The following is a 22,445-nucleotide window of genomic DNA, read 5'->3' on the forward strand; positions in this document are numbered from 1 at the left end:
GTTGGGTTTCTCCACAACCTGCGTCATCTGCGTCGCCGACGTCGCCCCTGCTGGCTAGGGTGTTGCACTGTGACGCCGACCGGAGCCGGTCGGTGCACATCCTCGTCGACCGGAGAGTCGCTGGGGGATGGCACGAGGAACATGTCATGGAGGGGGAAGGCCCGTGGAGGCCCTGACGATCGTCGAGGACGAGGTTCGGGAACAGATCCGGCGACGGGGACTGGATCCGGCCGAGGATCTGGCGGAGCTGCGGGACATGGTCGAGGCGGCGGTCTCCGAGTATGACCGACGGTCTCTGGTGAGCTCCCTCCCACTCGTCGGCGAGCTCGACGCCGCCGTCAAGCATGTGCTCGATGCGGTGGCCGGCTTCGGGGAGCTCCAACCGCTGCTCGACGACGGCTCTGTCGAGGAGATCTGGATCAATGGGCCGCAGGAGGTCTTCCTTGCCCGCGGCGGACGATCGGAGCTGACGTCGATCACGCTCACCGAGGACCGGATCCGGGACCTCGTCGAGCGGATGCTGAAGACCTCCGGCCGCCGCCTCGACCTGTCCTCGCCGTTCGTCGACGCCGCGCTGCCGGACGGCTCGCGGCTCCACGTCGCCATCCCCGACATCACCCGGCGCCACTGGGCTGTGAACATCCGCAAGTTCATCGCCCGGGCCGCGAGCCTCGACGATCTGGTGAGTCTGGGCTCCCTCTCGACGTCGGGTGCGCGGTTCCTCGAGACCTGCGTGGCCGCGGGCATGAACGTCCTGGTCTCCGGAGCCACGCAGGCGGGGAAGACCACCATGCTGAACTGCCTCGCCTCGGCCATCGGAGCCAGAGAACGCGTCATCACGGTCGAGGAGATCTTCGAGCTGAGGCTGCCTCTGCGCGACGTGGTCGGCTTGCAATGTCGACAGCCGAACCTCGAGAACGAGGGCGAGATCCCGTTGCGGCGACTCGTGAAGGAGGCGCTGCGTATGAGGCCCGACCGACTGATCGTCGGAGAGGTGCGTGAGGCCGAGAGCCTCGACATGCTCATCGCCCTGAACAGCGGTCTTCCGGGGATGGCGACCGTCCATGCCAACGGCGCCCACGAGGCGCTCACCAAGATATGCACGCTTCCGCTGTTGGCGGGGGAGAACATCGGCCGAGGGTTCATCGTGCCCACGGTGGCCTCCTGCGTGGACCTCGTCGTCCACTGCGGACGGGATCGCTCGGGTCACCGCCACGTGGAGGAGATCCTGGCCGTGGGTTCCCGCGTCGAGGAGGACCGGATCGAGACCTCTACTCTGTTCCACCGGGTCGATGGTGAGCTGCAGGTCAGTCCCAGCGCGGTGTTCGACCTTCCGAAGCTCTCCGAGGAGGAGCGTGGACAGCTCACCCGGGCAGGTGTGCTCCGATGAGTCTGCTGCTGGGGACGGCCCTGGGGATGGGGCTGATGCTGGTCTGGTGGTCCTTCTTCCCACGAACGGCGACGATGCGGAGCCGCCGGGGTCGCCGCCCGGGACGGATCCACCGGCTGCTCGCGGAGGCGGGGCACCAGAAGGTCGGAGCCTCAGGCGTCGTCGCGGCGATCGCGGCCTGCGCCGTCACGGCGTTCCTGCTGGTGATGCTGCTGACGACGGCGGTGCCGGTGGCCCTGTGCTTCGCCCTGTTCGCCGCCACGCTGCCGGTGGTGGTCCTGCGCTGGCAGGCGGCGCGACGGCGGGCAGTGCTCCGCGAGATCTGGCCGGATGTGGTCGACCACCTGCGGTCCGCTGTGCGGGCCGGGATGTCGCTTCCTGAGGCCATCATGCAGTTGGGCACATCCGGTCCGTCGCAGCTGCGTGAGCCCTTCGTGGAGTTCACCCGCGACTACCGGGCCGGCCAGAACATGGAGACGTCCCTGCGCCGGCTGAAGGAGAGACTGGCCGATCCGGTCGGCGACCGCATCATCGTCGCTCTGACCATCACCCGCGAGGTCGGCGGATCGGACTTGGGCCGCCTGCTGGGGACCCTGGCGGAGTTCCTCCGGGACAACGCCCGGACCCGCAGCGAACTGGAAGCTCGGCAGTCCTGGACCGTCAATGCCGCCAAACTGGCGGTCTCGGCCCCCTGGATCGTCGTCCTGCTGCTCTCCACGCAGCCGGAGGCGGCTGAGGCCTACCGCGGCATGACAGGGCTGGCGGTCCTGGCAGTCGGTCTGGTCGTCTCTCTGGTGTGCTACCGGCTCATGCTGCGGATCGGGGCGCTCCCGGAGGAAGAGCGGGTGCTGCTGTGACGGTGACGACCACCTGGGCGGTCATCGCAGGTCTCGGACTCGGACTGGGCCTGGTGACCGTGATCTTCTCCCTGCCGGCGATGAACAGGACCCGATTCGTGGACAGAGTCGCTCCGGCCCTGCGCTCCACCGGGATGGACTCGGGACTCTTCACCACGGACCGGCACCCGGTGATTCCCCTGGGGGCAGTGGGGAGACTCTTCGCACCGTTGCTGAAGGCCGCCGTGGCCCACCTCGACCGGTTCAGCTTCGACACGGCGGCTCTGCAGCGTCGCCTCGAGCAGGCAGACTCCTCGATCTCGCCCACCGAATATCGCCTGCAGCAGGTCGCCATGGCGGCCGCGGGCGCCCTGCTCGGTGCAGGACTGAATCTGGTGGCCTTCGTCTCTGGGCAGTTCCATGGACTGTTGGCCGCCCTCAGCGTCCTGGTGCTGGCGGTCCTGGGGTTCGCCCTGCGGGACAATCTGCTCTCCGCCCAGATCCGCAGACGTCAGCGTCGCATGCTCTCGGAGTTTCCGACCGTGGCGGAGATGATCGCGCTCGCCGTGAGCGCAGGGGAGAGCGCCCCCGGGGCGTTCGAACGGGTCAGCCGAGTGTCCCGAGGTGAGCTCAATGTCGAGCTCACGCGTGTGCTGCACGACACCCAGGCGGGGCACGGCTTCTCCCAAGCGTTGAAGGCGATGTCACGGCGGGTCCAGTCGCCGCCCATCTCTCGTTTCCTGGAGGGCATCATCGTGGCCATGGAACGCGGCACCCCGCTCGCCGACGTGATGCGGGCCCAGGCCCAAGACGTCCGGGACCTCTCGAAGCGGGACCTGATGGAGACCGCCGGCAAGAAGGAGATCTCGATGCTCGTGCCGCTCGTCTTCGGGGTGCTGCCCCTGACCGTGATCTTCGCCGTGTACCCGGGCCTCGAGCTGCTCTCGATCGGCATATGACTGGCATCAGCCGAGACCGCCGGCCGCGCCGGGCGCCGCCGCTCCTCGTCTCGACCTCCCACCACAGGACGACCTCGCACCACGTGTCGACCCTCCCATTCCTGAACGACCCATCCACCACAGAGAGGAACCCCCATGAAGAATCAGCACCCTGCCTCAGTCCGTGCCGGCCGCCCCGGCCGCGCCGCCCTCACCGCTGGAGAGGGCCTGACGTCGCTGCTTCGACGCCTGCACACCGAAGAACGCGGAGACGTCCCGGGCTGGGTCATGATCACCTTGATGAGCGCGGTGCTGGTCGCAGGTCTGCTGGCCGTGGCCCAGCCTGCCCTGCAGGGCCTGTTCAGCGATGCGATCGACCAGGTCTCCCGCTGACCCAGGCGTGGCCACGGCGAACACGGAGGACGGGGGCTGTCGGTCCTGGGTCCGCGCGCGGCTCCGGGAAGAAGAGGGTGCGGCAACGGCCGAGTTCACGATGGTCGCGACGCTCCTGGTCCTGCTGACGCTGGCAGTCATGCAGCTGACCACGTACGTCCATGTGCGCAACACTCTGATCGACGCCGCCTCTGCCGGTGCGCGATTCGGCGCCCTCCACGACCGCACCGCTGAGGACGGCGTGGAACGCACGCGGTCTCTGATCGCGTCATCCGCCGCGGCGGACCACGCCCAGGACGTGAGCTATGCCTATGTCGACACCGCGGAGGGGCGCACGCTGCGGATCACGGTCCGCTCCGGAGTCCCGCTGGTCGGGCTCGGTCCGGGCGTCGGGACGTTGGAGGTGCAGGGGCGGGCCTATGACTTCGAGTGACCGGAGAACCCCGGAAGGTCGGAGCGGTCCGTCTCCGCGCCTTCGCGTTGGTCCGTCTGTGCGCCTTCGCGCGATGCTGTCCCAACGACTCGGCTCCGCCGATGACGAGGGAGGCTCGTCGATCGTGGAGTTCATCATGCTGGCGACCCTGCTGCTGATCCCGATCGTGTACTTCGTGCTGGGACTCTCGGCGGTGCAGGGCGCGGCCTATGCGACGACGGGAGCCGCCGACCAGGCCGCGAAGATGTACGTGTCCGCCGAAGCCGGCGACCCCGAGGCGGACGCGCGCAGCGAGGCCGCCGTGCTCGCCGCCCTGCAGGACTTCTCCATCGACCCGGATCGTGCCGACGTCTCTCGGACCTGCCCGCAGGGCACCTGCACCACCGACGGTGACCTCGTGGCTTTCACCGTGGAGGTCCGGGTGCCGGTGCCGCTGCTCCCGGGATTCGGCGACTGGCAGCCCACGCTGGTCACGGTCTCGTCCACGTCCGTCCAGGTCCAAGGAGGCTGATGGCGTCATGATCGGGCTGAGCTGTTCCCCCCTGCGCGCGGCGTGGCGCCGTCTCCGTGCCCGCATCGAGGCCTCCCATCGTGAGGACGCCGGACAGTCGACGGTGCTGATCCTGGGCATGGTCCTGGTGGTACTCATGCTCGTCTCCGTGGTGGCCGGAGCCACGGCCGTCAACCTGGAAGCCCGTCGGCTGCTCTCGGTGGCCGACGGTGCGGCCTCGGCAGCCACGCAGGGTGCCGCGGCAGGTGGGACCGCGCCGTCGTTGACGGCCTCCCAGGTCCGGGCCAGGGCGCAGGGCTACCTGGATGACTCCGGCGCGCACGGGAGGCTCGGCGGCGTGGAGGTTGTCGACGCCTGGGTGGCTGACGGCGGCGAGACCGCACACGTGCGGCTCGGCGCCTCTGCCGAGCTTCCGCTGCTCAGCTGGTTCCTCCCCGCGGAGGTGCCCATCAGCGCGGAGTCCCATGCGAGAGTGAGCCTCAACCGGTGACCGACCGGACGCGGAGGCTGCCGAGGATCCGACGCCGAGACGGGCGGCGCCGGAGCGGCGAATCGTCGCGCCAGCCGGTAGGGTGGTGTCGTTATGGCAGAGACTGATTTCCCCACTGAGCTGCGCTCCCTGCGCTCCACCCTGACCCGCATCACCGACGTCACCGACGTGGACAAGCTCCGGGCCGAGGTGGCCGAGCTCAGCGAGAAGGCCGCGGCTCCGGACCTGTGGGACGACCAGGCCAACGCCCAGAAGGTCACCTCCCAGCTGAGCCACAAGCAGTCCGAGCTGGAGCGGCTCACCAAGCTCTCCGGGCGCATCGACGACGTCGAGCTCATGGTGGAGATGGCCCAGGACGAGGGCGATGACGATGTCCTCACCGAGGCCGTCCAGGAGATCGACTCCATCCGCAAGGCCCTGGAGTCGCTGGAGATCGTCACCCTGCTCGCCGGGGAGTACGACGAGCGTGACGCCGTGGTGACCATCCGGTCGGGAGCCGGCGGTGTGGACGCGGCTGACTTCGCGGAGATGCTGCTGCGCATGTACACCCGCTGGGCGGAGCGCCGCGACTGGACTGTGAAGGTCCTGGACACCTCCTACGCGGAGGAGGCCGGACTGAAGTCCGCCACCTTTGAGGTCAAGGCTCCCTACGCCTTCGGCACGCTCTCCGTGGAAGCGGGCACGCACCGTCTGGTGCGCATCAGTCCGTTCGACAACCAGGGCCGACGCCAGACCTCCTTCGCCGCCGTCGAGGTCATCCCGCTCATCGAGGGCACGGACAGCGTGGAGATCGACGAGAACGACCTGAAGATCGACGTCTACCGCTCGTCGGGGCCGGGAGGGCAGTCGGTCAACACCACTGACTCGGCGGTGCGCATCACCCACCTGCCCACCGGCACGGTGGTCTCCATGCAGAACGAGAAGTCGCAGATCCAGAACCGTGCGGCCGCCATGCGGGTCCTGGAGTCCCGTCTGCTGCTGCTCAAGCAGCAGGAGGAGGCCGCCGAGAAGAAGGAGCTCGCCGGTGACATCAAGGCCTCCTGGGGCGATCAGATCCGGTCGTACGTGCTGCACCCGTACCAGATGGTCAAGGACCTGCGCACTGAGCATGAGGTCGGCAACACCTCGGCTGTGCTCGACGGCGACCTGGACGGCTTCATCGACGCGGGCATCCGGTGGCGCGCGCAGTCTCTGCTGGAGAACTGATCGCCCGCGCCGGGGGACCACGCGCACAGAAGTCTCCGGCACGCCGCCCCTGATCGTCCCGAAGACCTCGCGGCTGAACTAGGCTCAGAGCGTACCGGCCCGTCTTCCCCGACCTGTGCCCCGAACGGCCGGTGCGTGTCGGGGCAGCTGGTGAGAGATGATCCGCTTCGAACACGTCACACGGCGCTATGAGCCCGACGGCCGACCGGCCCTCGACGACGTCACGGTGGAGTTCAACCGTGGGGACTTCGTCTTCCTGATCGGGGCGTCCGGCTCCGGCAAGTCCACGCTGCTGCGGATGATCCTGCGCGAGGGTCTGCCCCAGCGCGGCAAGGTCACCGTGGCCGGGCAGAACCTGGGCCTCATGCTCGAACGCCGCGTGCCGGACTATCGGCGCAGCATCGGCATGGTCTTCCAGGACTTCCGCCTGCTGCCGGACAAGACCGTGTTCGACAACGTCGCCTTCGCCATGCGTGTGATCGGGGCCAGGCGCACCCAGATCCGCGAGCGTGTCACCGAGGTCCTGGAGAGAGTCGGACTGGAGGACCTCGCCCGCCGGTACCCGCACGAGATCTCCGGCGGCGAGCAGCAGCGCGCCGCCATCGCCCGCGCCATCGTCAACGAGCCAGCCATCGTGCTGGCCGACGAGCCGACCGGCAACCTGGACCCTCGTGCCTCGGACGAGGTCATGAAGATCCTGCGCTGGATCAACGCCTCCGGCACCACGGTCATCATGGCAACCCACGACCGGGTGATCGTCGACCGGATGCGCCGGCGCGTGGTCCAGCTCCACGACGGCGCACTGGTCCGCGACGACGAGCGCGGCACCTACGATCCGCCGCGGGGCTCGCAGGCCTGGACCGTTCTGCGTGAGCGGGAGTCCAGCGGGGCGCTCCGTGTCCAGGACCCCCGCGCCCATGATCTCGGCGAGCAGGGCGACGGCGGCGCCACCGCGCCGGGACCGGAAGCCCCCACCGCCGACGCCGCCCGAGCGGCCGGGCGAGACGTACCGGTCGCCGCCGAGGCTGTGGAGCACGCTGCCCGAGCCCAGGGGAGTGCCTCCGCCGAGGAGGGACCGACGGCCGAGCATTCCGCGCCGGACGGCACCGCGGCCGACACCGCCTCACCACAGTCCCTCGCCGAGCCGGTGCGCGTACGCTGGCCGGAGCATCTGCGACCCCAGCAGCACGGCCCCGACGTTCCGGAGCCTGTCGGCGGATTCGACGGGTCGGAGATGCCGAACCTCGCGCGTGACGGCTACACGGAGCCCGAGGGAGAGGGCGCCGATCCCGAACGGCTGCGCGATGCCCTGCGTCAGGCAGTGTCCTCGCACGTCCAGATGTCCGCGGGCCCGGACGGCGTGGCGGAGCATCCTCACGAGTCATGGTTCACCCACGCGGCCCCGGGCCTGGTGGATCGGCCCGGCAGCGCGGCCACTCCGGCTGCACCGGGCTCGGCCAAGGCCCGGGGGGACGAGATCGAAGACGAGCGGCTGCGCACACAGAGCGGCGACGACGAGCCCCCGGTGCACGATCCTGACCTGCCTCTGACCCGAGGGCAGGGTCCGCGGCGTCGCGCACCGGTTCCGGCTTCGCCCGCCGAGGCTGAGGCGCCGGCGGACCGGGACGACGGCGGCCTGGCGAGGCCCTTGCCCGCCGTCACGGCGGCCACCCCGGCCGAGCCCGGTGCGGCAGACGTTCCGGAAGTGCTGGAGGACCTGGCCGAACCTGATCGAGAGTCTGAGAGCTCCGACGCACCGCAGCCGGAACCGCAGCCGGAACCGCCGCCGGAGCAGGTCCGGGAGTTGGACTCCGAGGCGGAGTCCGAGCACTCTTCTGCGCGGTCCGCCCCGCTCGAGGCGGAGGAGGGTGAGCCGCCGATCCTCGACGACCGTCCGCCGCGGCCGGTGGACGTCGACGGTGAGGAGGTGGAGGATCTCACGGAGGGGGCACCGACGCAGGTTCACCCCGGCGCCCCGGACAGCGTAGACCCGGACAGCGTAGACCCGGACAGCCCAGACCAGGACTCCGCAGGCGAATCAGCAGCATCCGGCAGGTCGGCGTCGTCCAGCGTCGAGACCGTCGATGCCGACTCTGTTGAGGCCGGCGAGGCATCGCCCCAGGTGCCGCGGCCCCGGTCCTCGGCGTCCCAGTCCACCTACGCCGACACCCGTCGCACCGCCGAACAGCTCGGCGTCACCGGAGAGCGCCGCTCGTTCTGGCGGCGGCTGAGGAGGAGACGATGAATCGCCTGCTGCACATGCTGCGCGAGACGTTCACCTCGCTGCGTCGCAACGTCGCCATGGTGGCTTCGGTCGTGCTGGTCACCTTCATCTCCCTGACCTTCGTGGGGGCGGCCGCCCTCATGCAGACCCAGGTCGACCGGATGACCGATGACTTCTATGACCGGCTGGAGGTCTCGGTCTTCCTCTGCACGGACAACTCCACCCAGACCGCCTGCCCGACCGGTGCGATCAGTGCTGACCAGCGCGACGCACTGGAGCACTCACTCGAGGAGGGGGCGGCCAGCCAGTACGTGTCCAGCTTCCGGCACGAATCACAGGAGCAGGCGCTGGAGAACTTCCTGGAGTCCCGTGGCGAGACCGCGCGGACCGCCTCTCTGGAGGCCGAGGACATGCCGGAGTCCTTCCGTGTGCTGCTCCACGAGCCGGAGCAGTACCCGATCGTCACGGAGCTGTTCTCGTCCGCTCCAGGCGTGGAGACGGTCGCCGATCAGCAGGAGGTCATGGATCAGGTCTTCGCCATTCTCAACGGCCTGACCATTGTGGCGCTGATCATCGCGGCGGTGATGATCGTCTGCGCGGTGCTGCTGGTCTCCACCACGATCCGCCTGTCCGCCTTCAGCAGACGCCGAGAGACCGGCATCATGCGACTGGTGGGCGCCTCGAAGTCGATGATCCGATTGCCGTTCGTCTTCGAGGGCGTGATCGCCGCCCTCGTCGGCTCGCTGCTGGCCTGCGCGGCCACCTGGGTCATGGCTGAGTTCCTACTGGGTCAATGGCTGACCCGTCAGGTGCCGGGGATCCCCTTCATCGACTCCTCCGCGTCCTGGATCATCATGCCGGGCCTGGTGCTGGTCGGCGTGCTGCTGGCGGTCCTGTCCTCGTGGCTGACGGTGCGTCGCTACCTGCGTGTCTGAGCCAGCACGACGGCGACTGGCCACACCCGAGCCAGTGGGCTGCCACATCGGCTGCGGACCAGGCGGCAGGACGGAGCCCGACAGGAATATTGTGACCGGGACGCCGGTTGTCCTATACTGAAAGGCCTGCTGACGGCCTGTGGGCCAGCAGGTACGGTTCTTGACAACCGCATACGGGGACGATCGGTTTCGACGATCTGAGTTGAGCATGGGGAAGCGGGCCGAGGATGTAGAGTGCCCTCGCTAAAACCCCTCTGCACACCAATAAGTGCCGATTCTAAGCGCACTGACTTCGCCCTCGCTGCCTGATAGCAGCGACCGCGAGTCTGTCAGCCTGAGCTTGCTATCGGCTCAGCAGCTGGCATCAGCTAGATAGCCACTGGAGCGCCGCCTTCGTCGTGGGGGCGTCGCTCGACGATCACACGACTGGGCCCGGGTCAGCCACTTGTCTGCAAGATGGCTGGGGCCGAGCAACACCCGATGCGCAGACTGCGCCCGGAGAAGTCCATGTGATGCCAGATCGGACGCGGGTTCGATTCCCGCCGTCTCCACCACACCAGACGGGCCGCCGGCCGATGAGGAGCTCCTCATCGGCCGGCGGCCCTTCGTCGTGTCTGGGGGAGCTCCCGGGCTGCTCAGGCGGCGCCGCGGTTGCGGTAGCGCATGGCTCGCTGGGCGTCCCGCTCGTCCTGCTTGCGTCGCAGGGTCTCCCGCTTGTCGAACTCGCGCTTGCCCTGGGCGATGCCGATCTCGACCTTGACCCGGCCGTCCTTGAAGTAGAGCTGCAGCGGCACGATCGTGTGCCCCGGAGACTCGATCTGCCGGGTGATCTTCACCAGTTCCTTGTGGTTCAGCAGCAGTTTCCGCTTCCTGCGGGCGCTGTGATTGGTCCAGGTGCCGTTGAGGTACTCCGGGATGTGCACCTGCTCCAGCCACAGTTCGCCGGCGTCGGAGAAGGCGGCGAACCCGTCGGTGAGGGACGCCTGGCCCTCCCGCAGAGACTTGACCTCGGTGCCGGTGAGCACCATCCCGGCCTCGTAGCGGTCCAGGATCGTGTAGTCGTGCCGAGCCCGCCGGTTGGTGGCGACCACGTGGTTGTTCGGGTCCTTCTGACCTTTCCGGGCGTTCTTCTTCGCCATGGTGCCACCTCCTCGCAGCAGGGTCGGTCTGTGCTCACGGCCGCATGGCCGGCCGGAGAGCCGACTGTCCATCATACACCCCGAGGGTCGGACGTGGCGGGCGTCACGTCCTTTCGTGGTCGATGGTCAACCCCATGATGTGATGGATGGATGCGCCTCTCCGTCCCGGACCACGTGTTGCGAGCCTTCGGGCAGCACGGATCCGCGGTGCCGCTGAGCGGGGGACAGGGCACCTCATGGCGGGCCGGAGACATCGTGCTGAAGCCGGTGCCCGTCCAGGGCCAGGAGACCTGGTCGTGGCTGCACCACCGGCTGGCTCCGTCACTGCCGCGTGAGACGGCACTGAGGATCGCGCTGCCCGTGGCGGCATCCGACGGGTCCCTGCTGGTGGACGGCTGGGGCGCGAACCGCTGGATGCCCGGCTCCGGGGCCGGGCTGAGTCTGCGGCGTCGCGCGGAGGCCGCCCGGGCCTTTCACCGGGCGACGGCGGCCGCACCGGCGGACCTGCCGACTCGACAGGACCCCTGGGCCCGGGCCGACCGGCAAGGCCTGGGGTCAGGAGGATCTGCCACCGGAGGCACCGGGGGCGCTGGCTGAGCTGCTGGACCAGCTGCCCGTGACTGAGCAGCCCCTCCAGATCGTGCACGGGGACCTGGCGGGCAACATCATCGACCATCCGGTCCACGGGCTCGGCGTGCTCGACCTCAGCCTCTATCGGCGTCCGGTCGCCTGGGCGGAGGCGGTCCTCGCCCTCGACGTCATGGCCTGGGAAACCGGACACGGAGGCGCGGCGGTGCAGGTCGGCGCCTCCGCCGAGATGCTGGGTCGGGCGCTTGCGTTCCGGTTGTGTGCGGAGCTGAACCTCGGGGCTCGGCGGCTGTCATCGCCGCTGATGGACCTCATCCCGGTAGTGCGTGGGCTCGTGGATCTCCGGGGTCGGTGAACGATCCCCGAGATTGGTGACCCTGATGGTCAGGGGAGGCACAGGGGTCGCTGCTCGCGCAGGTGCCGCTCAGAGCTCCACGAGTCCGGAGAGCCCCATGCCGATCCCCGCGGCGACGAATCCGCACACCACGTTGACCAGCCAGATCCAGGCGGCCTGCATCCGATGGCCGTCCACCCAGCGCTGAGCCGCGCGCAGCGAGACGGTGGCGAAGGTGCTCAGCGCACCGATGAGCCCATAGCTGATCACGGTGACCACGCCGGGGGAGAAGAGGCCGTTGTCCGGCACGGCGTCCGCCGAGGTCAGCGCGGAGAACTCGCCGTAGAGGAAGCCCAGCAGCAGGCAGCCCAGCGTGTTGGCCACGAGGATGCCGAAGCGTGCGTACCGGTCCAGCAGGAGTCGCAGCACGGCACCGGCGGCGCCGCCGAGGGCCACACCGAGCACCACGGCCAGAGAGAGCGTGGTGGTCATCGGGCCCCGCCTCCGGCGTCGGCGGATCCGTCCCCGGCCTCGCGGGCGGGCGGCGCAGCCACCGCGCCGAGGCCGTAGGGGTCCTCCACGCAGCCGAACAGCGCACGGCCGATAGTGACGCCCGCCGCGGCCGCCCCGGTGGAGGCGATGACGCTGATCAGCAGGTAGAACAGCATCTCCAGGGTGCCGGGGCTGACATAGGTGACGGCGCTCAGGCCCTCGAACGTGCCTCCGGGCAGAGACGGCATGGTCGCCACGATCACCAGGGAGAAGGTCGTGTAAGAGCCCAGGAGGCCGGTACCCAGCACCGGCACCACCCAGCGCCGCAGCCACGGCCTGGCCGCGGCGACGCCGGTGAGCAGGCCCAGCATGCCGGATCCGGAGATGTTGATGGCCAGCGTGGTCCAGGGGAACTTCATCCCGTGCTCCGGGATGATCTGCCCGATCGTCAGCCGCAGCAGTGCACCTGCCGCACCCGCGCAGGCGACCAGCAGGATCAGCGCCGGCAGCGGGGGAGCCGTCGGCGCCGCAGAGGCGGGGGCGGGATTGACTCGCGTAGGCACCGTCCAAGCCTAATACGCCGGTCGCGCCCGGCAGGTCAGGGCACCCCGGGGGAGGCCGTCAGTTCTCGAGGTCCCCCGGACCGGAGGCCCCGGAGCCGTCAGAGCGCACTACGGAGACCCGCATCGCATGGGCCAGCTCGTGAGCCAGGCGGATTCCCTCTCCGGCGTCGGTGCGAGCCACCACGACGTCGCCGGACTCCGAAGCGGTGACATGCACCTGGGCACCGATCTCCACCTGCTGCTCGGCCAGCACCCGCAGCGCGTCCGGCACCGAGTCGTCCACCTGCTGTAGACGCACCGCGGAAGAGGCAGGGACCCGGCACAGCAGCTCCGTGTCCGGGTGGTCCATGGACAGGTCCGGCCCGGGGATCGGGTCGCCGTGAGGGTCCACCCGTGGGTGGCCGAGCCGGGCGTCCAAGCGATCCACGAACGTCTCCGAGACCGCATGCTCCAGGCGCTCGGCCTCGTCATGCACTTCGTCCCAGCCGTACCCGAGTTCCCGGACGAGCCACGTCTCGAGCAGCCGATGCCGCCGCACCATCGCCAGTGCGAGCTGCCGCCCCTGTTCGGTGAGCCGGATCGGCGCATACGGCTGGTGGTCCACGAGGCCGAGATCCGCCATCTTGCGCACCATGAGGGTCACCGACGGGTTGGAGACCCCCAGCGTCTTGGCCAGCGCCGAGGCGGAGACCGCCGTGTCGTCCCATTCCGCCAGGCCGTAGATGGTCTTGGCGTAGTCCTCCACCGACGTCGTCGCGGAGTCCGTGCGGGTGGACCGGCCCTGGGCGGAGGTGCGCGGGGTCATGGGATCCTCTCGATGGTCGCGGCTGACTGATCCAGTCTATGGGCCACCGGTCGACGACGACGGTGCGCCAGTCGCCCCAAGACGCCCTTGCGTGGGGCGAACAGGTAGGCCATGGCGAACTGCGCGGACTGGACCAGGACGATGGTGCCGCCCGTGGCGACGTCACCCCAGTAGCTGAGGTAGACGCCGACCAGAGCGGAGAGCACGGCCGAGGCCGAGGCCACGATGAGCATCCGACCGAAGGTCCGGGTGAGCAGCATCGCGGTGGCTCCCGGGATGACCAGCATGGCCACCACCAGGATGATCCCCAGGGTCTGCAGGGCCGTGACCGTGGTCAGCGCCAGCAGCATCAGCAGCACGGCGGACAGACCCGTGGCAGAGAGTCCGATGGTGTGGGCGAAGGTGCGGTCGAACGCCAGCAGCGTGAAGTCCCGCCGCTTGATCAGCAGAACTGCGGCCGTCAGGGCACCCAGGCACAGCACCTGGATCAGATCCGTCCGGGAGGTGCCCAGCACGTTGCCGAAGAGGATGTGCTGCAGATGCGTCTCGCTGGGCGTCCGGGAGATCAGCACCAGGCCCAGAGCGAACAGCGAGGTGAACACCACGCCGATCGCCGTGTCATGCTTCACCGTGGAGGAGGTGCTGATGCCGCCGATCAGGGCGACCGCCAGCATGCCGAACACGAAGGCTCCCACCGCCATCGGGACACCGAAGAGGTAGGCCAGCACGATCCCCGGCAGGATCGAATGGGCCACCGCCTCGCCCATCAGCGACCAGCCCATCAGCACCAGCCAGCAGGACAGCAGACCGCACACCGCGGCGGCCACCACGGAGACCAGCAGCGCATTCTGCATGAAGCCGAACTCGAGGGGGGCCAGAAGAAGCTCACGCAGCAGGTCCATCATGGCTGCCTCCGCTCGGCCGATGCCGCACCGAGTCCCAGCACGGTGCCGAAGGCGTCCGCCATCCGCTCCTCGGTGAGGACCTCCCCTGGAGGACCGGCGGCCAGCACCGTGCGGTGCAGCAGCACGACCTCCTCGGCGAGGTCGGGGATCCCCTCCAGGTGGTGGGTGGAGACCAGCAGCGTGGTGCCGGCATCACGCAGCTGATGCAGCACTTGGACGATCAGCTCCTCGGAGACGCGGTCCACTCCGGCGAACGGCTCATCCAGCAGCATCAGCGGCGCCCGCTGCGCGATCGACCGCGCCAGAAAGGCTCGCCGTCGCTGCCCGCCCGAGAGCTCCCCGATGGTCCGCGAGCGGAGGCCCGCCAGGCCGACCTGTTCCAGGGCGGACTCGACGTGTTCCCGGTCCGCCGCCCGCGGGCGACGGGTGAACCCCAGATGCCCGTACCGTCCCATCATCACGGTCTGCTCCACCGTCACCGGGAAGCTCGGATCCACCTGGTCATGCTGCGGGACGTAGCTGACCAGGTTCCTCCGTCGCGCCGCGTGTGGGCTGCGGCCGAAGAGTCGGACTCGACCCTGGGCCGGGGAGCGCAGGCCCAGCAGGGCCGCGAACAGCGTCGACTTCCCGGAGCCGTTGGCCCCGACCAGGGCGCAGATGCGCCCCGACCGGACGGTCAGGTCGACCTCCTGCAGGGCCAGGACCCCGGGATATCCGGCGCTGAGCCCTTCCACCGAGATGGCAGTGGTGGTCTCCGTGGGGATCATCGGCCGTCGTCCTCAGCGCCGGCGAGGATCAGCTCCAGATCGTGGCGCAGCAGGTCCACGTAGGTGGGCACCGGGCCGTCCGCCTCGGTCAGAGAGTCCACGTAGAGCGGCTCGCCCAGCTCCGCACCGGTCTCCTGGACGACCTGCTGCTGGGCCGCATCGTTGACGGTGGATTCGCAGAACACGGTGGGGACCTCATGGTCGCGGACGTAGCGGATCTGCGCCTCGACCTGCTGGGGCGAGCCCTCATCATCGGCGTTGACGGGCCACAGGTAATGCTCGCCCAGGTCCAGATCGTCGGCCAGATAGCTGAAAGCGCCTTCGCAGGTCACCAGATGCACCTCCTCCAGCTCCTCGGCGCGCTCGCGGGCCTCGACGTCGAGGGCCGCCAGCTCGTCGCGCAGCGCCGCGGCGTTCTCGGCGAAGACGTCGGCATCCTCGGGAGAGAGTTCGGACAGGGCGTCCTCGACGCCGTCCACGTAGCTCATGCCCTGGCGGGGAGACATCCAGGCGTGCGGGTTGACGGGCATCTCCGCGGCATCATCGGGGTGGCCGGGCAGCCGGGTCACCGGCAACGGCTCGATGTCCCCGGTCACCGTGACGGCCGGAGCATCGGACTGGTCGAGGAACTGCTCCAGCCAGGCCTCCAGACCCAGGCCGTTGGCCAGGATGAGGTCGGCCTCGGCCGCGTCGCGCACGTCTCCGGGAGTGGGGTCGTACTCGTGGATCTCCGCACCGTGCGGCGTGATGGAGCGGACGTCTGCGCGGTCCCCGGCCACCTCGGACGCGATGTCCTGGAGCACGGTGAAGGTGGTCAGCACCACAGGTCGCGCCTCGGCGCCTCCCTGTCGTTCGGAGGGGTCGCCGGAGCCGTCGGCGCTCGCACACGAGGTCACGAGCAGGGTGCTGAGAGCCAGGAGAGCGGCGGACGTCGTCGTCGTGGTGTGCGGCATGCCCCCAGTATGGTTTAGGCATACCTAAAACTGCAACCGGCGCGCCGCCTGGACGCAGCAGGGGCCGGGTCCGGGCCTCCCGATTGGAGGACCGGACCCGGCCCCTGGGCGCGGCGGAGAGAGCGTCAGAGTGCGGGCGAGCCCGCCGTGTCGGGCGAGGACTCTGGATCAGCCGACTCCTCGGACCGCGAACCGGCGTCGGACCAGGGGGTGGGGCTGTCCGGGGCCAGGGCACCGAGCGCGGCCTCGTGGAGCAGTCCGTTGGTGGCCAGGGCATTCCCGCCGGAGCAGCCCGGCTCGCCGTCCAGCGAGGTGAACCTGCCACCGGCCTCGGTGACGATCGGGACCAGGGCCGCCATGTCATAGAGCTCCAGCTCGGGCTCAGCGGCCACGTCCACCGATCCCTCGGCCACCATGCAGTAGGACCAGAAGTCGCCGTAGGCCCGGGTGCGCCAGACCGAATCCGTCATCTCGAGGAAGTTGTGGATCCGGCCGATCTCCCGCCAGCCGGTCAGCGACGAATAGGAGAAGGAGGCGTCCTGCAAGGTGGAAACCTTGGAGACACCCAGCTGACGGGCCGAGGCCAGCGACTTGCCCGTGTAGGCCCCGCCGCCGGCAGCGGCCCACCACCGGCGGTTCAGGGCGGGGGCGCTCACGACGCCGACCACCGGCTCGCCGTGGTCCACGAGTGCGATGAGGGTGGCCCACACAGGGACCCCGCGCACGAAGTTCTTGGTCCCGTCGATCGGGTCGATGACCCAGCGCCGAGGTCCGGATCCCGAGGAGCCGAACTCCTCGCCGTAGACGGCATCCCGCCCCCGGACCCGGCTCAGCTGGGCACGGATGGTCTCCTCGGCCTTCCGGTCGGCCTCGGTGACGGGGGTGAGGTCGGGTTTGGTCTCCACCTCGAAGTCCATCGACTGGAAGAAGGACATCGTCTGGGCGTCCACCGAGTCGGCGATCATGTGGGCCAGGCGGAGGTCCTCGGTATAGGCGCTCGTGCGATGGTTCATGGGCTCAACCCTAGTCGCTTCTCCTCCTGTTCCTCCGCAGACCCGGCCAGCGAGGCGAGCAGCCCGCGCAGTGAGGCCAGGCGCGCCGGTCCGTGGGCGCCGGCATGTCCTGCCTGCACCCAGGCGTCCAATGCGCAGCCGCCCTCGGGCGATGCGTGGGCGCATCCCGGCTCGCAGTCGACCGAGCCCTCCACCAGATCCTCGAAGGCGGCGAGCACGTCATCGGGGTCGACATGGGCCAGGCCGAAGGACCGGATCCCCGGGGTGTCGACGATCCAGGACTCTTGGGCGTCCTGGTCACCCAGCGGAGATGTCGGATCCTCCGACGGCTCGAGGGTCAGCGCGACGGCGGAGGACGAGGTGTGGCGGCCGCGGCCGGTCACGGCGTTGACGCCTCCGGTGGCGCGATCCGCCCCGGTCAGAGCGTTGACCATGGTGGACTTGCCCACGCCGGAGTGGCCGATCATCGCGGTCACGTGCCCGGCCAGCAGGGACCGCAGACGGGCCACGGCCGCCGGGTCCAGAGCCGGATCCCGTGTGGAGCCCGGCGTGCGCTCTGCGTCGGCGCCTCCGCCGACCCCGGTACCGGCATGGCCGGAGATCACCGTGGTCAGGCTCAGCTCTGCATAGTGGCTCACCAGCCCTGCAGGATCCTCAGGATCCTCGGCCAGGTCCGCCTTGGTGATCAGGAGGATGGGAACGATGTCGGCGTCGTAGGCGGCGACCAGGGCCCGATCGATGAAGCCGGTGCGCGGGGCCGGATCCGCCGCGGCGACCACGATGAGCAGCTGATCCGTGTTCGCGACCACCACGCGCTCAGCGTCGTCGGAGTCGTCGGCGCTGCGACGCAGCAGGGTGGAGCGTTCCTCGATGCGCACCAGCCGGGCCAGCGTCCCCTCCTCGCCCGAGGTGTCGCCCACGAGTGCGACGACGTCGCCGGGAACCACCGGGGTGCGCCGCAGGGCTTTGGCCCGCACGGCGGTGACCACCTGCCCCGAGTCCACCAGGGCAGCGGTGTAGCGCCCGCGGTCGACCTGAACGATCCGGCCCAGCTCCGCGTCGGCGTGCTCGGGCTTCTCCTTCGTCCGGGGGCGCGAACCCTTCTTGTTCGGCCGGACCCGGGCACGTGACTCGTCCCAGCTGTCCCAGCGGCTCACGGGACCAGCCGCTCCCACAGCTGAGGGAAGGTGGGCATCGTCTTGGCGGTGCAGCCGATGTCCTCGACCTCCACGCCGTCCACGGCCAGTCCGAGGACGGCGCCGAAGGTCGCCATGCGGTGGTCGGCGTAGCTGTGCACCAGGCCGCCGTGGGAGATGGGGGACAGGACGCGGAAGCCGTCATCGGTCTCCTCCGCCGCTCCGCCCAGACGGCGGATCTCCACCACCAGTGCGGCGATGCGGTCGGTCTCGTGGCCGCGCAGATGGGCCACCGAGGTGAACGTCGTCTCACCGTCGCACAGTGCGGCCAGCGCTGCCAGGGTGGGGGTGAGCTCCGCAGTGCCGTCCACGGTGCCCGGGGTCACCAGGCGTTCGGGGCCGCGCACGGTGAGCGTGACGGTCTCCCCGCCGGGCTCTTCGACGGAGTCCACTTCGGCCCCGAAGTCGGTCAGCAGCTGCGTCCAGCGCCGCCCGATCTGTGTGGAGTCCTTCGGCCAGCCTCGCATGACCACCTCTCCGCCGGTCACTGCGGCCGCGCAGAGGAACGGTCCCGCATTCGACAGGTCCGGCTCCACCCGCGCGGTGAACGCCGGAATGGCGCCTGGTTCCACCCGCCAGGTGTAGGGGGCCGGAGAGCTGACGGAGACGCCGAGCTGCTCGAGCACCGTCAACGTCATCTCCACGTGCTCCAGAGACGGCACCGAGGTGCCGCTGTGGCGCAGCGTGAGGCCCTCCGTCATCCGGGGGGCCGCCAGCAGGAGCCCGGAGACGAACTGGGAGGAGCCGGAGGCGTCGATGGAGATCTCGCCGCCGGTCAGCCCAGCAGGGCTGCTGACGGTGAAGGGCAGGGTGGTCGGTGCGGCGCCCTCCGGGGCCGAGGGGTCGCGGACGTCCACACCGAGCTCGGCCAGCCCTTCGAGCACGGCGCCCATGGGCCGGACCCGCGCTTCGGGATCGCCGTCGAAGTGCACGGCGTGTCCCGTCAGGGCGGCGACCGCCGGCAGAAAACGCATGACAGTGCCGGCGAGCCCGCAGTCCACCTGCACGTCTGAGGCGTCGTGTGCCTGTGCGGCGGGGGGTGCGGCCAGCGGCAGCGGAGTGATCCGCACGGCCGGTTCACGGGTGCCCCCGCCGTCTGCGAGGTGCTCGACGCGCGCCCCGAGCCGCTGCAGTCCGGCCAGCATGAGGGAGGAGTCGCGGGACTCCAGCGCGTTGACGACCACGGAGGGGCCGTCGGCAAGAGCTGCGAGCAGCAGCAGCCGGTTGGTCAGGGACTTCGAAGCGGGGACGACGACCTCTCCACGCACCGGTGCCCCCGCTCGCGGCGCGGGCCACGGTGTCGGGGGCACCCGGAGAGCGTCAGATGACATGGTGGTGCTCAGAGCGCGTCCTCAGCCTTCTTCTTCCCCTCCTTGGCGGCTGCGGAGATGGCCTTGACGGCCTCCTTCTCCGCACGCTTGAAACTCTTCGCCGCGTCCCGTTCGAAGGCCTTGGCGGTCTTGACCGCGTCGTCGCCGAACTCCTCGGCCCACTTGTAGGTCTTGTCCCGGAACTGGGCGCCCTTCTTCTTCGACTGCTTCGCCAGGTGCTCAGCACGCCAGCTCAGCGAGGGCTTGCCGGCGAGATCGGCGACGGCAAGCCCGAGGCCGCCGAGGATGGCGAGGTTCTTCAGCAGAGTGTCCCGCTGGGCGGTCAGGTCCTCCACCGAATCGAGGCCTGCGGCGCGCATCTCCACATAGGAGTTGACCTTGTGCACCCCCATCAGGGTGAATGCGGCGATGCGGGGGCACTTGCCGATCGCCAGTGCGACCCCGGCGACGACTTCGATGCCGCCGAGCACCTGGACGGTGCGGCGGGGGTCCGAGGTGATGACCTCCGCCTGGGGGACCAGGGAGCCGAGCTCCTCCAGGGTGGGCTCCAGCCTGTCGGCGGCCTCCTCCGTGTTGCGGAGGCGGTCGATGCCGTCGGCGATGAAGCCGGCACCGAGCAGCGGGCGGGCGACTTTGCGGATCAGGGACATGGAATCCTCCTGTGGCGGCGCGGCGTCGGGGTCGTCCCCGGCTCCACGTGCGGTGAACTCGGTTGAGCTGTGCGTGCCGGAACATGCGGCGTTCGGCATCGTCCAGAAGACAATCTACCCAATCAGCCCCTGTCGGGGAATTGCAGAGCACGCGTGGTCGTTGTCCTGTCCATGACCACAGCCACGCTTCAGCCGCGCACGCAGGCCCCGATCCGCCGGGTGCGCGTAGACTCGTCCGTGATGGAAGACCGTGACGAGAACGTGAATGTGGCCGAGGAGACCGACGCACAGCGTCGCGCCCGCTTCGAGTCCGATGCGCTGCAGTACGTCGACCAGCTCTATTCCGCGGCGATGCGGATGACGCGCAACCCGCAGGACGCCGAGGACCTGGTGCAGGAGGCCTACACGAAGGCCTACTCCGCGTTCCACCAGTACAAGCCGGGGACCAACCTGAAGGCCTGGCTGTACCGCATCCTGACCAACACGTACATCAACATCTACCGGAAGAAGCAGCGGCAGCCGCAGCAGGCCAACACGGACACCGTGGAGGACTGGCAGATGGCCCAGGCGGCGGAGCACACCTCCACCGGACTGCGCTCGGCCGAGGCGGAGGCCCTGGACCATCTGCCGGACTCGGACGTCAAAGACGCCCTGCAGCAGATCCCGGAGGAGTTCCGCCTGGCGGTCTACTTCTCCGACGTCGAGGGATTCGCCTACAAGGAGATCGCCGAGATCCTCAACATTCCCATCGGCACGGTGATGTCGCGGCTGCACCGCGGCCGCAAGCTGCTGCGTGAACTGTTGACCGACTACGCCCGCGAGCGAGGCTTCAAGAAGCAGGAGGCTCGAAAATGAGCGAAGACCGCACCACGGATGAGTGCCCCGGCGGTGACTGCCGGGAGGCCGAGGAGCGGATGGAGCGCATCTACGAGTACCTCGACGGTGCGCTGAGCCGGGACGACCTCGCGGAGGTCCGGGGCCATCTCCACGACTGCCCGGACTGCGCCTCCGAGTACGACCTCGAGTGCATCATCCGTTCCGTGGTCCGGCGGTCCTGCGTGGAACGTGCCCCCGACACTCTGAAGGTCACCATCATGGAGCGCATCAGCGAGATCCGCGTGGAAGCTGGCCACGAGAGCCGCTGAGCCGGGGCGCACCGGGAGTCCGACCCGGAGCGCGCACCAGGGGTCTGCCGGTCCGGAGCGCGCACGTCCCTCTCGCCTCCGGCATGACAGGTCCGACATGACAGAGCCCCCGACGGGATGATCCCGCGGGGGCTCTGCCTTTCTGTGTGCGCTTGCTGTCCGTGGCGCTCCGTCGCCGGAGCACGCACGGCGCGCGCCGCGGCCGCTCGACGGCGGCCCGCTGCTGAGCGTCAGGGGCCCGTGAGGGACCTGAACGGGTCAGGAGTTGGGGCGCTTGCCGTGGTTGGCCTTGTTCTTGCGGCGGTCCTTGCGCTTGCGTCCACGCTTGCTCATGGTGAACTCCTTTCGTCGGCTTCGCCCCATCCTACCGGACGGTGGTGCTGGGGCCATCGGTGCGGTGCCCGGGGAGGTGGTGCTCCGCGCCGGCAGGTCTCACGCAGAGGGCTCGCGCAGGCCCAGCCACCGGAACCACCCCCGGTGGAGGACCAGCCAGGCGATCAGCCCGTAGCCGGCCTGGCCGGGGGCGCCGTCGTTGGCTGCGAGATCATGGCGCCACTGGTCATGCTGGACCAGCGGCGAGAACGTGTCGACGTAGACGTGGGAGCGGCGCGACGCCACGTCCTGGTACGCGACGTTGAGCTCCGCCAGTCGCTGGTTCCGTTCGGGGTCCAGCCCCGGGACGGGTCCCACGACCAGGCACCGGATCCCCTCCTGACTGGCCCGGTCCAGGATGTTGGCCAGGTTGAGTCGGGAACGGGCCGACGAGGAGGTGCTGTCCAGGTCGATGTCGTTGAGTGCGACGATCAGATGGTTCTCCGTGCCCTCCGAGAAGCGTGGTGCGGCCTCGGCCTGCCAGCGGTGGGACAGCGCCTCCGTCCCCTCGCCGGGCATGGCGAGGACATAGTGTTCCAGGTGCACCGCCTCGGTGGGCGTCTTCGCCAGCACCCGTCCCAGCCATCCCAGTGCGCGGGGATCACCAGTTCCGGTGAGCAGCTCATTGCCGACGGCGACGATTCTGATGCTGCGTTCCACGTCGTCCCTTCCTCTGTGTGGCCATCCGATCCCGGGAACCCGGGGGAGGGCCGGCGGACACCGACTTTTCCTCCCCTGACGTTACCGCGTCCGAGCCGCCGGGCCGGCCTCGGACGCGCCACGGGGACAGATCGTCGCGGCCCCGGGAACGCGGGGGGGGGCGAGGAGAGGAGGGG

The 22,445-nt window shown here is 69.5% G+C and carries 27 protein-coding genes and 1 other RNA gene; 15 read left to right on the top strand and 13 right to left on the bottom strand.

The window, feature by feature from the left end; genetic code table 11:
- Window positions 1-163 precede the first annotated feature (163 nt).
- The 11 genes from ABD658_RS00755 (at window position 164) to ssrA (ending at window position 9,910) form a co-directional block, all read left to right on the top strand.
- On the top strand, window positions 164-1,390 hold the full coding sequence (locus ABD658_RS00755; RefSeq protein WP_344683549.1) for a TadA family conjugal transfer-associated ATPase: 1,227 nt from the start codon (window positions 164-166) through the stop codon (window positions 1,388-1,390).
- Entirely contained in the window at window positions 1,387-2,247 is an 861-nt protein-coding gene (locus tag ABD658_RS00760; RefSeq protein WP_344683547.1) for a type II secretion system F family protein, read from the top strand. Before ABD658_RS00755 ends, ABD658_RS00760 begins: the two co-directional genes overlap by 4 nt.
- A complete protein-coding gene (locus ABD658_RS00765; protein ID WP_344683545.1) occupies window positions 2,244-3,185 on the top strand; it encodes a type II secretion system F family protein in 942 nt (313 codons plus the stop codon). Before ABD658_RS00760 ends, ABD658_RS00765 begins: the two co-directional genes overlap by 4 nt.
- A gap of 135 nt (window positions 3,186-3,320) precedes the next feature.
- Window positions 3,321-3,557 (top strand): hypothetical protein, encoded by a 237-nt coding sequence (locus tag ABD658_RS00770; RefSeq protein WP_070158666.1) that lies wholly within the window; start codon window positions 3,321-3,323, stop codon window positions 3,555-3,557.
- Window positions 3,532-3,990 (top strand): TadE/TadG family type IV pilus assembly protein, encoded by a 459-nt coding sequence (locus ABD658_RS00775; RefSeq protein ID WP_085437129.1) that lies wholly within the window; start codon window positions 3,532-3,534, stop codon window positions 3,988-3,990. The genes ABD658_RS00770 and ABD658_RS00775 overlap by 26 nt, the downstream gene beginning before the upstream one ends.
- Before the next feature lie 73 nt (window positions 3,991-4,063).
- The gene (locus tag ABD658_RS00780) at window positions 4,064-4,501 is read left to right on the top strand and encodes a hypothetical protein (RefSeq protein WP_070158668.1); all 438 of its coding nucleotides are present in this window, start codon (window positions 4,064-4,066) and stop codon (window positions 4,499-4,501) included.
- A 7-nt stretch (window positions 4,502-4,508) separates the two neighbouring features.
- Window positions 4,509-4,991, top strand: a complete 483-nt coding sequence (locus ABD658_RS00785) for a hypothetical protein (protein ID WP_311023818.1) — start codon at window positions 4,509-4,511, stop codon at window positions 4,989-4,991.
- Window positions 4,992-5,084: 93 nt separating this feature from the next.
- Window positions 5,085-6,197, top strand: a complete 1,113-nt coding sequence (gene prfB, locus ABD658_RS00790; protein WP_070158670.1) for a peptide chain release factor 2 — start codon at window positions 5,085-5,087, stop codon at window positions 6,195-6,197.
- A gap of 157 nt (window positions 6,198-6,354) precedes the next feature.
- Window positions 6,355-8,442 carry a cell division ATP-binding protein FtsE gene (gene ftsE, locus ABD658_RS00795; RefSeq protein ID WP_344743607.1) on the top strand — a complete coding sequence of 696 codons (2,088 nt, stop codon included), beginning with the start codon at window positions 6,355-6,357 and terminating at the stop codon, window positions 8,440-8,442.
- A complete protein-coding gene (gene ftsX / locus ABD658_RS00800; RefSeq protein WP_070161764.1) occupies window positions 8,439-9,356 on the top strand; it encodes a permease-like cell division protein FtsX in 918 nt (305 codons plus the stop codon). Before ftsE ends, ftsX begins: the two co-directional genes overlap by 4 nt.
- A 175-nt stretch (window positions 9,357-9,531) precedes the next feature.
- Window positions 9,532-9,910: a transfer-messenger RNA gene (gene ssrA, locus ABD658_RS00805) on the top strand.
- An 81-nt stretch (window positions 9,911-9,991) separates the two neighbouring features.
- Here the strand turns inward: ssrA and smpB are convergent.
- Complete coding sequence (gene smpB, locus ABD658_RS00810) at window positions 9,992-10,495, bottom strand: SsrA-binding protein SmpB (RefSeq protein WP_070161762.1); 504 nt, start codon at window positions 10,493-10,495, stop codon at window positions 9,992-9,994.
- 150 nt (window positions 10,496-10,645) lie between these two features.
- Between smpB and ABD658_RS00815 the strand changes: the two genes are divergently transcribed.
- Both ABD658_RS00815 and ABD658_RS00820 read left to right on the top strand, forming a co-directional pair.
- Window positions 10,646-11,092 (top strand): hypothetical protein, encoded by a 447-nt coding sequence (locus ABD658_RS00815; protein WP_344683539.1) that lies wholly within the window; start codon window positions 10,646-10,648, stop codon window positions 11,090-11,092.
- 19 nt (window positions 11,093-11,111) lie between these two features.
- Window positions 11,112-11,438, top strand: coding sequence for a hypothetical protein (locus tag ABD658_RS00820; protein WP_344683537.1), 327 nt, complete (start codon window positions 11,112-11,114; stop codon window positions 11,436-11,438).
- A 69-nt stretch (window positions 11,439-11,507) separates the two neighbouring features.
- On the opposite strand, the gene ABD658_RS00825 is transcribed toward ABD658_RS00820, so the two are convergent.
- The 10 genes from ABD658_RS00825 to ABD658_RS00870 all read right to left on the bottom strand — a co-directional run bounded on the left by ABD658_RS00825 (window position 11,508) and on the right by ABD658_RS00870 (window position 20,092).
- Window positions 11,508-11,909 (bottom strand): fluoride efflux transporter FluC, encoded by a 402-nt coding sequence (locus ABD658_RS00825; RefSeq protein WP_311023823.1) that lies wholly within the window; start codon window positions 11,907-11,909, stop codon window positions 11,508-11,510.
- The gene (locus tag ABD658_RS00830; protein ID WP_085437127.1) at window positions 11,906-12,472 is read right to left on the bottom strand and encodes a fluoride efflux transporter FluC; all 567 of its coding nucleotides are present in this window, start codon (window positions 12,470-12,472) and stop codon (window positions 11,906-11,908) included. Before ABD658_RS00830 ends, ABD658_RS00825 begins: the two co-directional genes overlap by 4 nt.
- A gap of 58 nt (window positions 12,473-12,530) precedes the next feature.
- Window positions 12,531-13,277, bottom strand: coding sequence for a metal-dependent transcriptional regulator (locus tag ABD658_RS00835; protein ID WP_344683534.1), 747 nt, complete (start codon window positions 13,275-13,277; stop codon window positions 12,531-12,533).
- Window positions 13,274-14,179 carry a metal ABC transporter permease gene (locus ABD658_RS00840; protein ID WP_311024426.1) on the bottom strand — a complete coding sequence of 302 codons (906 nt, stop codon included), beginning with the start codon at window positions 14,177-14,179 and terminating at the stop codon, window positions 13,274-13,276. Before ABD658_RS00840 ends, ABD658_RS00835 begins: the two co-directional genes overlap by 4 nt.
- Entirely contained in the window at window positions 14,179-14,949 is a 771-nt protein-coding gene (locus ABD658_RS00845) for a metal ABC transporter ATP-binding protein (protein WP_344683531.1), read from the bottom strand. The genes ABD658_RS00840 and ABD658_RS00845 overlap by 1 nt, the downstream gene beginning before the upstream one ends.
- Window positions 14,946-15,902: a metal ABC transporter solute-binding protein, Zn/Mn family gene (locus ABD658_RS00850; RefSeq protein WP_344683530.1), complete on the bottom strand. Its 957-nt coding sequence runs from the start codon at window positions 15,900-15,902 to the stop codon at window positions 14,946-14,948. Before ABD658_RS00850 ends, ABD658_RS00845 begins: the two co-directional genes overlap by 4 nt.
- Before the next feature lie 125 nt (window positions 15,903-16,027).
- Window positions 16,028-16,915 (bottom strand): histidinol-phosphatase, encoded by an 888-nt coding sequence (gene hisN, locus ABD658_RS00855; RefSeq protein WP_085437126.1) that lies wholly within the window; start codon window positions 16,913-16,915, stop codon window positions 16,028-16,030.
- Window positions 16,912-18,072 (bottom strand): ribosome small subunit-dependent GTPase A, encoded by a 1,161-nt coding sequence (gene rsgA, locus ABD658_RS00860; RefSeq protein WP_344683527.1) that lies wholly within the window; start codon window positions 18,070-18,072, stop codon window positions 16,912-16,914. The genes hisN and rsgA overlap by 4 nt, the downstream gene beginning before the upstream one ends.
- Window positions 18,069-19,421 carry a 3-phosphoshikimate 1-carboxyvinyltransferase gene (aroA, locus tag ABD658_RS00865; RefSeq protein WP_344683525.1) on the bottom strand — a complete coding sequence of 451 codons (1,353 nt, stop codon included), beginning with the start codon at window positions 19,419-19,421 and terminating at the stop codon, window positions 18,069-18,071. The genes rsgA and aroA overlap by 4 nt, the downstream gene beginning before the upstream one ends.
- Window positions 19,422-19,450: 29 nt before the next feature.
- Entirely contained in the window at window positions 19,451-20,092 is a 642-nt protein-coding gene (locus tag ABD658_RS00870; protein WP_070161748.1) for a DoxX family protein, read from the bottom strand.
- 240 nt (window positions 20,093-20,332) lie between these two features.
- Here ABD658_RS00870 and ABD658_RS00875 point away from each other — a divergent pair, with 240 nt between their 5' ends.
- Window positions 20,333-20,947 (top strand): sigma-70 family RNA polymerase sigma factor, encoded by a 615-nt coding sequence (locus ABD658_RS00875; protein WP_070161779.1) that lies wholly within the window; start codon window positions 20,333-20,335, stop codon window positions 20,945-20,947.
- Window positions 20,944-21,237, top strand: coding sequence for a mycothiol system anti-sigma-R factor (rsrA, locus tag ABD658_RS00880; protein WP_070161746.1), 294 nt, complete (start codon window positions 20,944-20,946; stop codon window positions 21,235-21,237). Before ABD658_RS00875 ends, rsrA begins: the two co-directional genes overlap by 4 nt.
- A 258-nt stretch (window positions 21,238-21,495) precedes the next feature.
- Here the strand turns inward: rsrA and ABD658_RS15335 are convergent, their stop codons facing one another.
- Together ABD658_RS15335 and ABD658_RS00885 are read right to left on the bottom strand one after the other, a co-directional pair.
- Complete coding sequence (locus ABD658_RS15335) at window positions 21,496-21,570, bottom strand: 50S ribosomal protein bL37 (RefSeq protein WP_014300525.1); 75 nt, start codon at window positions 21,568-21,570, stop codon at window positions 21,496-21,498.
- Window positions 21,571-21,669: 99 nt separating this feature from the next.
- A complete protein-coding gene (locus ABD658_RS00885) occupies window positions 21,670-22,269 on the bottom strand; it encodes a GDSL-type esterase/lipase family protein (RefSeq protein WP_344683519.1) in 600 nt (199 codons plus the stop codon).
- Between the last annotated feature and the right edge of the window lie 176 nt (window positions 22,270-22,445).

The organism is Nesterenkonia aethiopica (assembly GCF_039534665.1).
Classification (GTDB): domain Bacteria; phylum Actinomycetota; class Actinomycetes; order Actinomycetales; family Micrococcaceae; genus Nesterenkonia; species Nesterenkonia aethiopica.

Excerpts from the sequence above, each read along its gene's own strand:
- ABD658_RS00760 (WP_344683547.1), top strand. The coding sequence starts at position 1,387 with ATGAGTCTGCTGCTGGGGACGGCCCTGGGGATGGGGCTGATGCTGGTC.
- ABD658_RS00770 (WP_070158666.1), top strand. The coding sequence starts at position 3,321 with ATGAAGAATCAGCACCCTGCCTCAGTCCGTGCCGGCCGCCCCGGCCGC.
- ABD658_RS00775 (WP_085437129.1), top strand. The coding sequence starts at position 3,532 with ATGCGATCGACCAGGTCTCCCGCTGACCCAGGCGTGGCCACGGCGAAC.
- ABD658_RS00780 (WP_070158668.1), top strand. The coding sequence starts at position 4,064 with ATGCTGTCCCAACGACTCGGCTCCGCCGATGACGAGGGAGGCTCGTCG.
- ABD658_RS00785 (WP_311023818.1), top strand. The coding sequence starts at position 4,509 with ATGATCGGGCTGAGCTGTTCCCCCCTGCGCGCGGCGTGGCGCCGTCTC.
- prfB (WP_070158670.1), top strand. The coding sequence starts at position 5,085 with ATGGCAGAGACTGATTTCCCCACTGAGCTGCGCTCCCTGCGCTCCACC.
- ftsE (WP_344743607.1), top strand. The coding sequence starts at position 6,355 with ATGATCCGCTTCGAACACGTCACACGGCGCTATGAGCCCGACGGCCGA.
- ftsX (WP_070161764.1), top strand. The coding sequence starts at position 8,439 with ATGAATCGCCTGCTGCACATGCTGCGCGAGACGTTCACCTCGCTGCGT.
- smpB (WP_070161762.1), bottom strand. The coding sequence starts at position 10,495 with ATGGCGAAGAAGAACGCCCGGAAAGGTCAGAAGGACCCGAACAACCAC.
- ABD658_RS00815 (WP_344683539.1), top strand. The coding sequence starts at position 10,646 with ATGCGCCTCTCCGTCCCGGACCACGTGTTGCGAGCCTTCGGGCAGCAC.
- ABD658_RS00825 (WP_311023823.1), bottom strand. The coding sequence starts at position 11,909 with ATGACCACCACGCTCTCTCTGGCCGTGGTGCTCGGTGTGGCCCTCGGC.
- ABD658_RS00835 (WP_344683534.1), bottom strand. The coding sequence starts at position 13,277 with ATGACCCCGCGCACCTCCGCCCAGGGCCGGTCCACCCGCACGGACTCC.
- ABD658_RS00840 (WP_311024426.1), bottom strand. The coding sequence starts at position 14,179 with ATGGACCTGCTGCGTGAGCTTCTTCTGGCCCCCCTCGAGTTCGGCTTC.
- ABD658_RS00845 (WP_344683531.1), bottom strand. The coding sequence starts at position 14,949 with ATGATCCCCACGGAGACCACCACTGCCATCTCGGTGGAAGGGCTCAGC.
- ABD658_RS00850 (WP_344683530.1), bottom strand. The coding sequence starts at position 15,902 with ATGCCGCACACCACGACGACGACGTCCGCCGCTCTCCTGGCTCTCAGC.
- hisN (WP_085437126.1), bottom strand. The coding sequence starts at position 16,915 with ATGAACCATCGCACGAGCGCCTATACCGAGGACCTCCGCCTGGCCCAC.
- ABD658_RS00870 (WP_070161748.1), bottom strand. The coding sequence starts at position 20,092 with ATGTCCCTGATCCGCAAAGTCGCCCGCCCGCTGCTCGGTGCCGGCTTC.
- ABD658_RS00875 (WP_070161779.1), top strand. The coding sequence starts at position 20,333 with ATGGAAGACCGTGACGAGAACGTGAATGTGGCCGAGGAGACCGACGCA.
- rsrA (WP_070161746.1), top strand. The coding sequence starts at position 20,944 with ATGAGCGAAGACCGCACCACGGATGAGTGCCCCGGCGGTGACTGCCGG.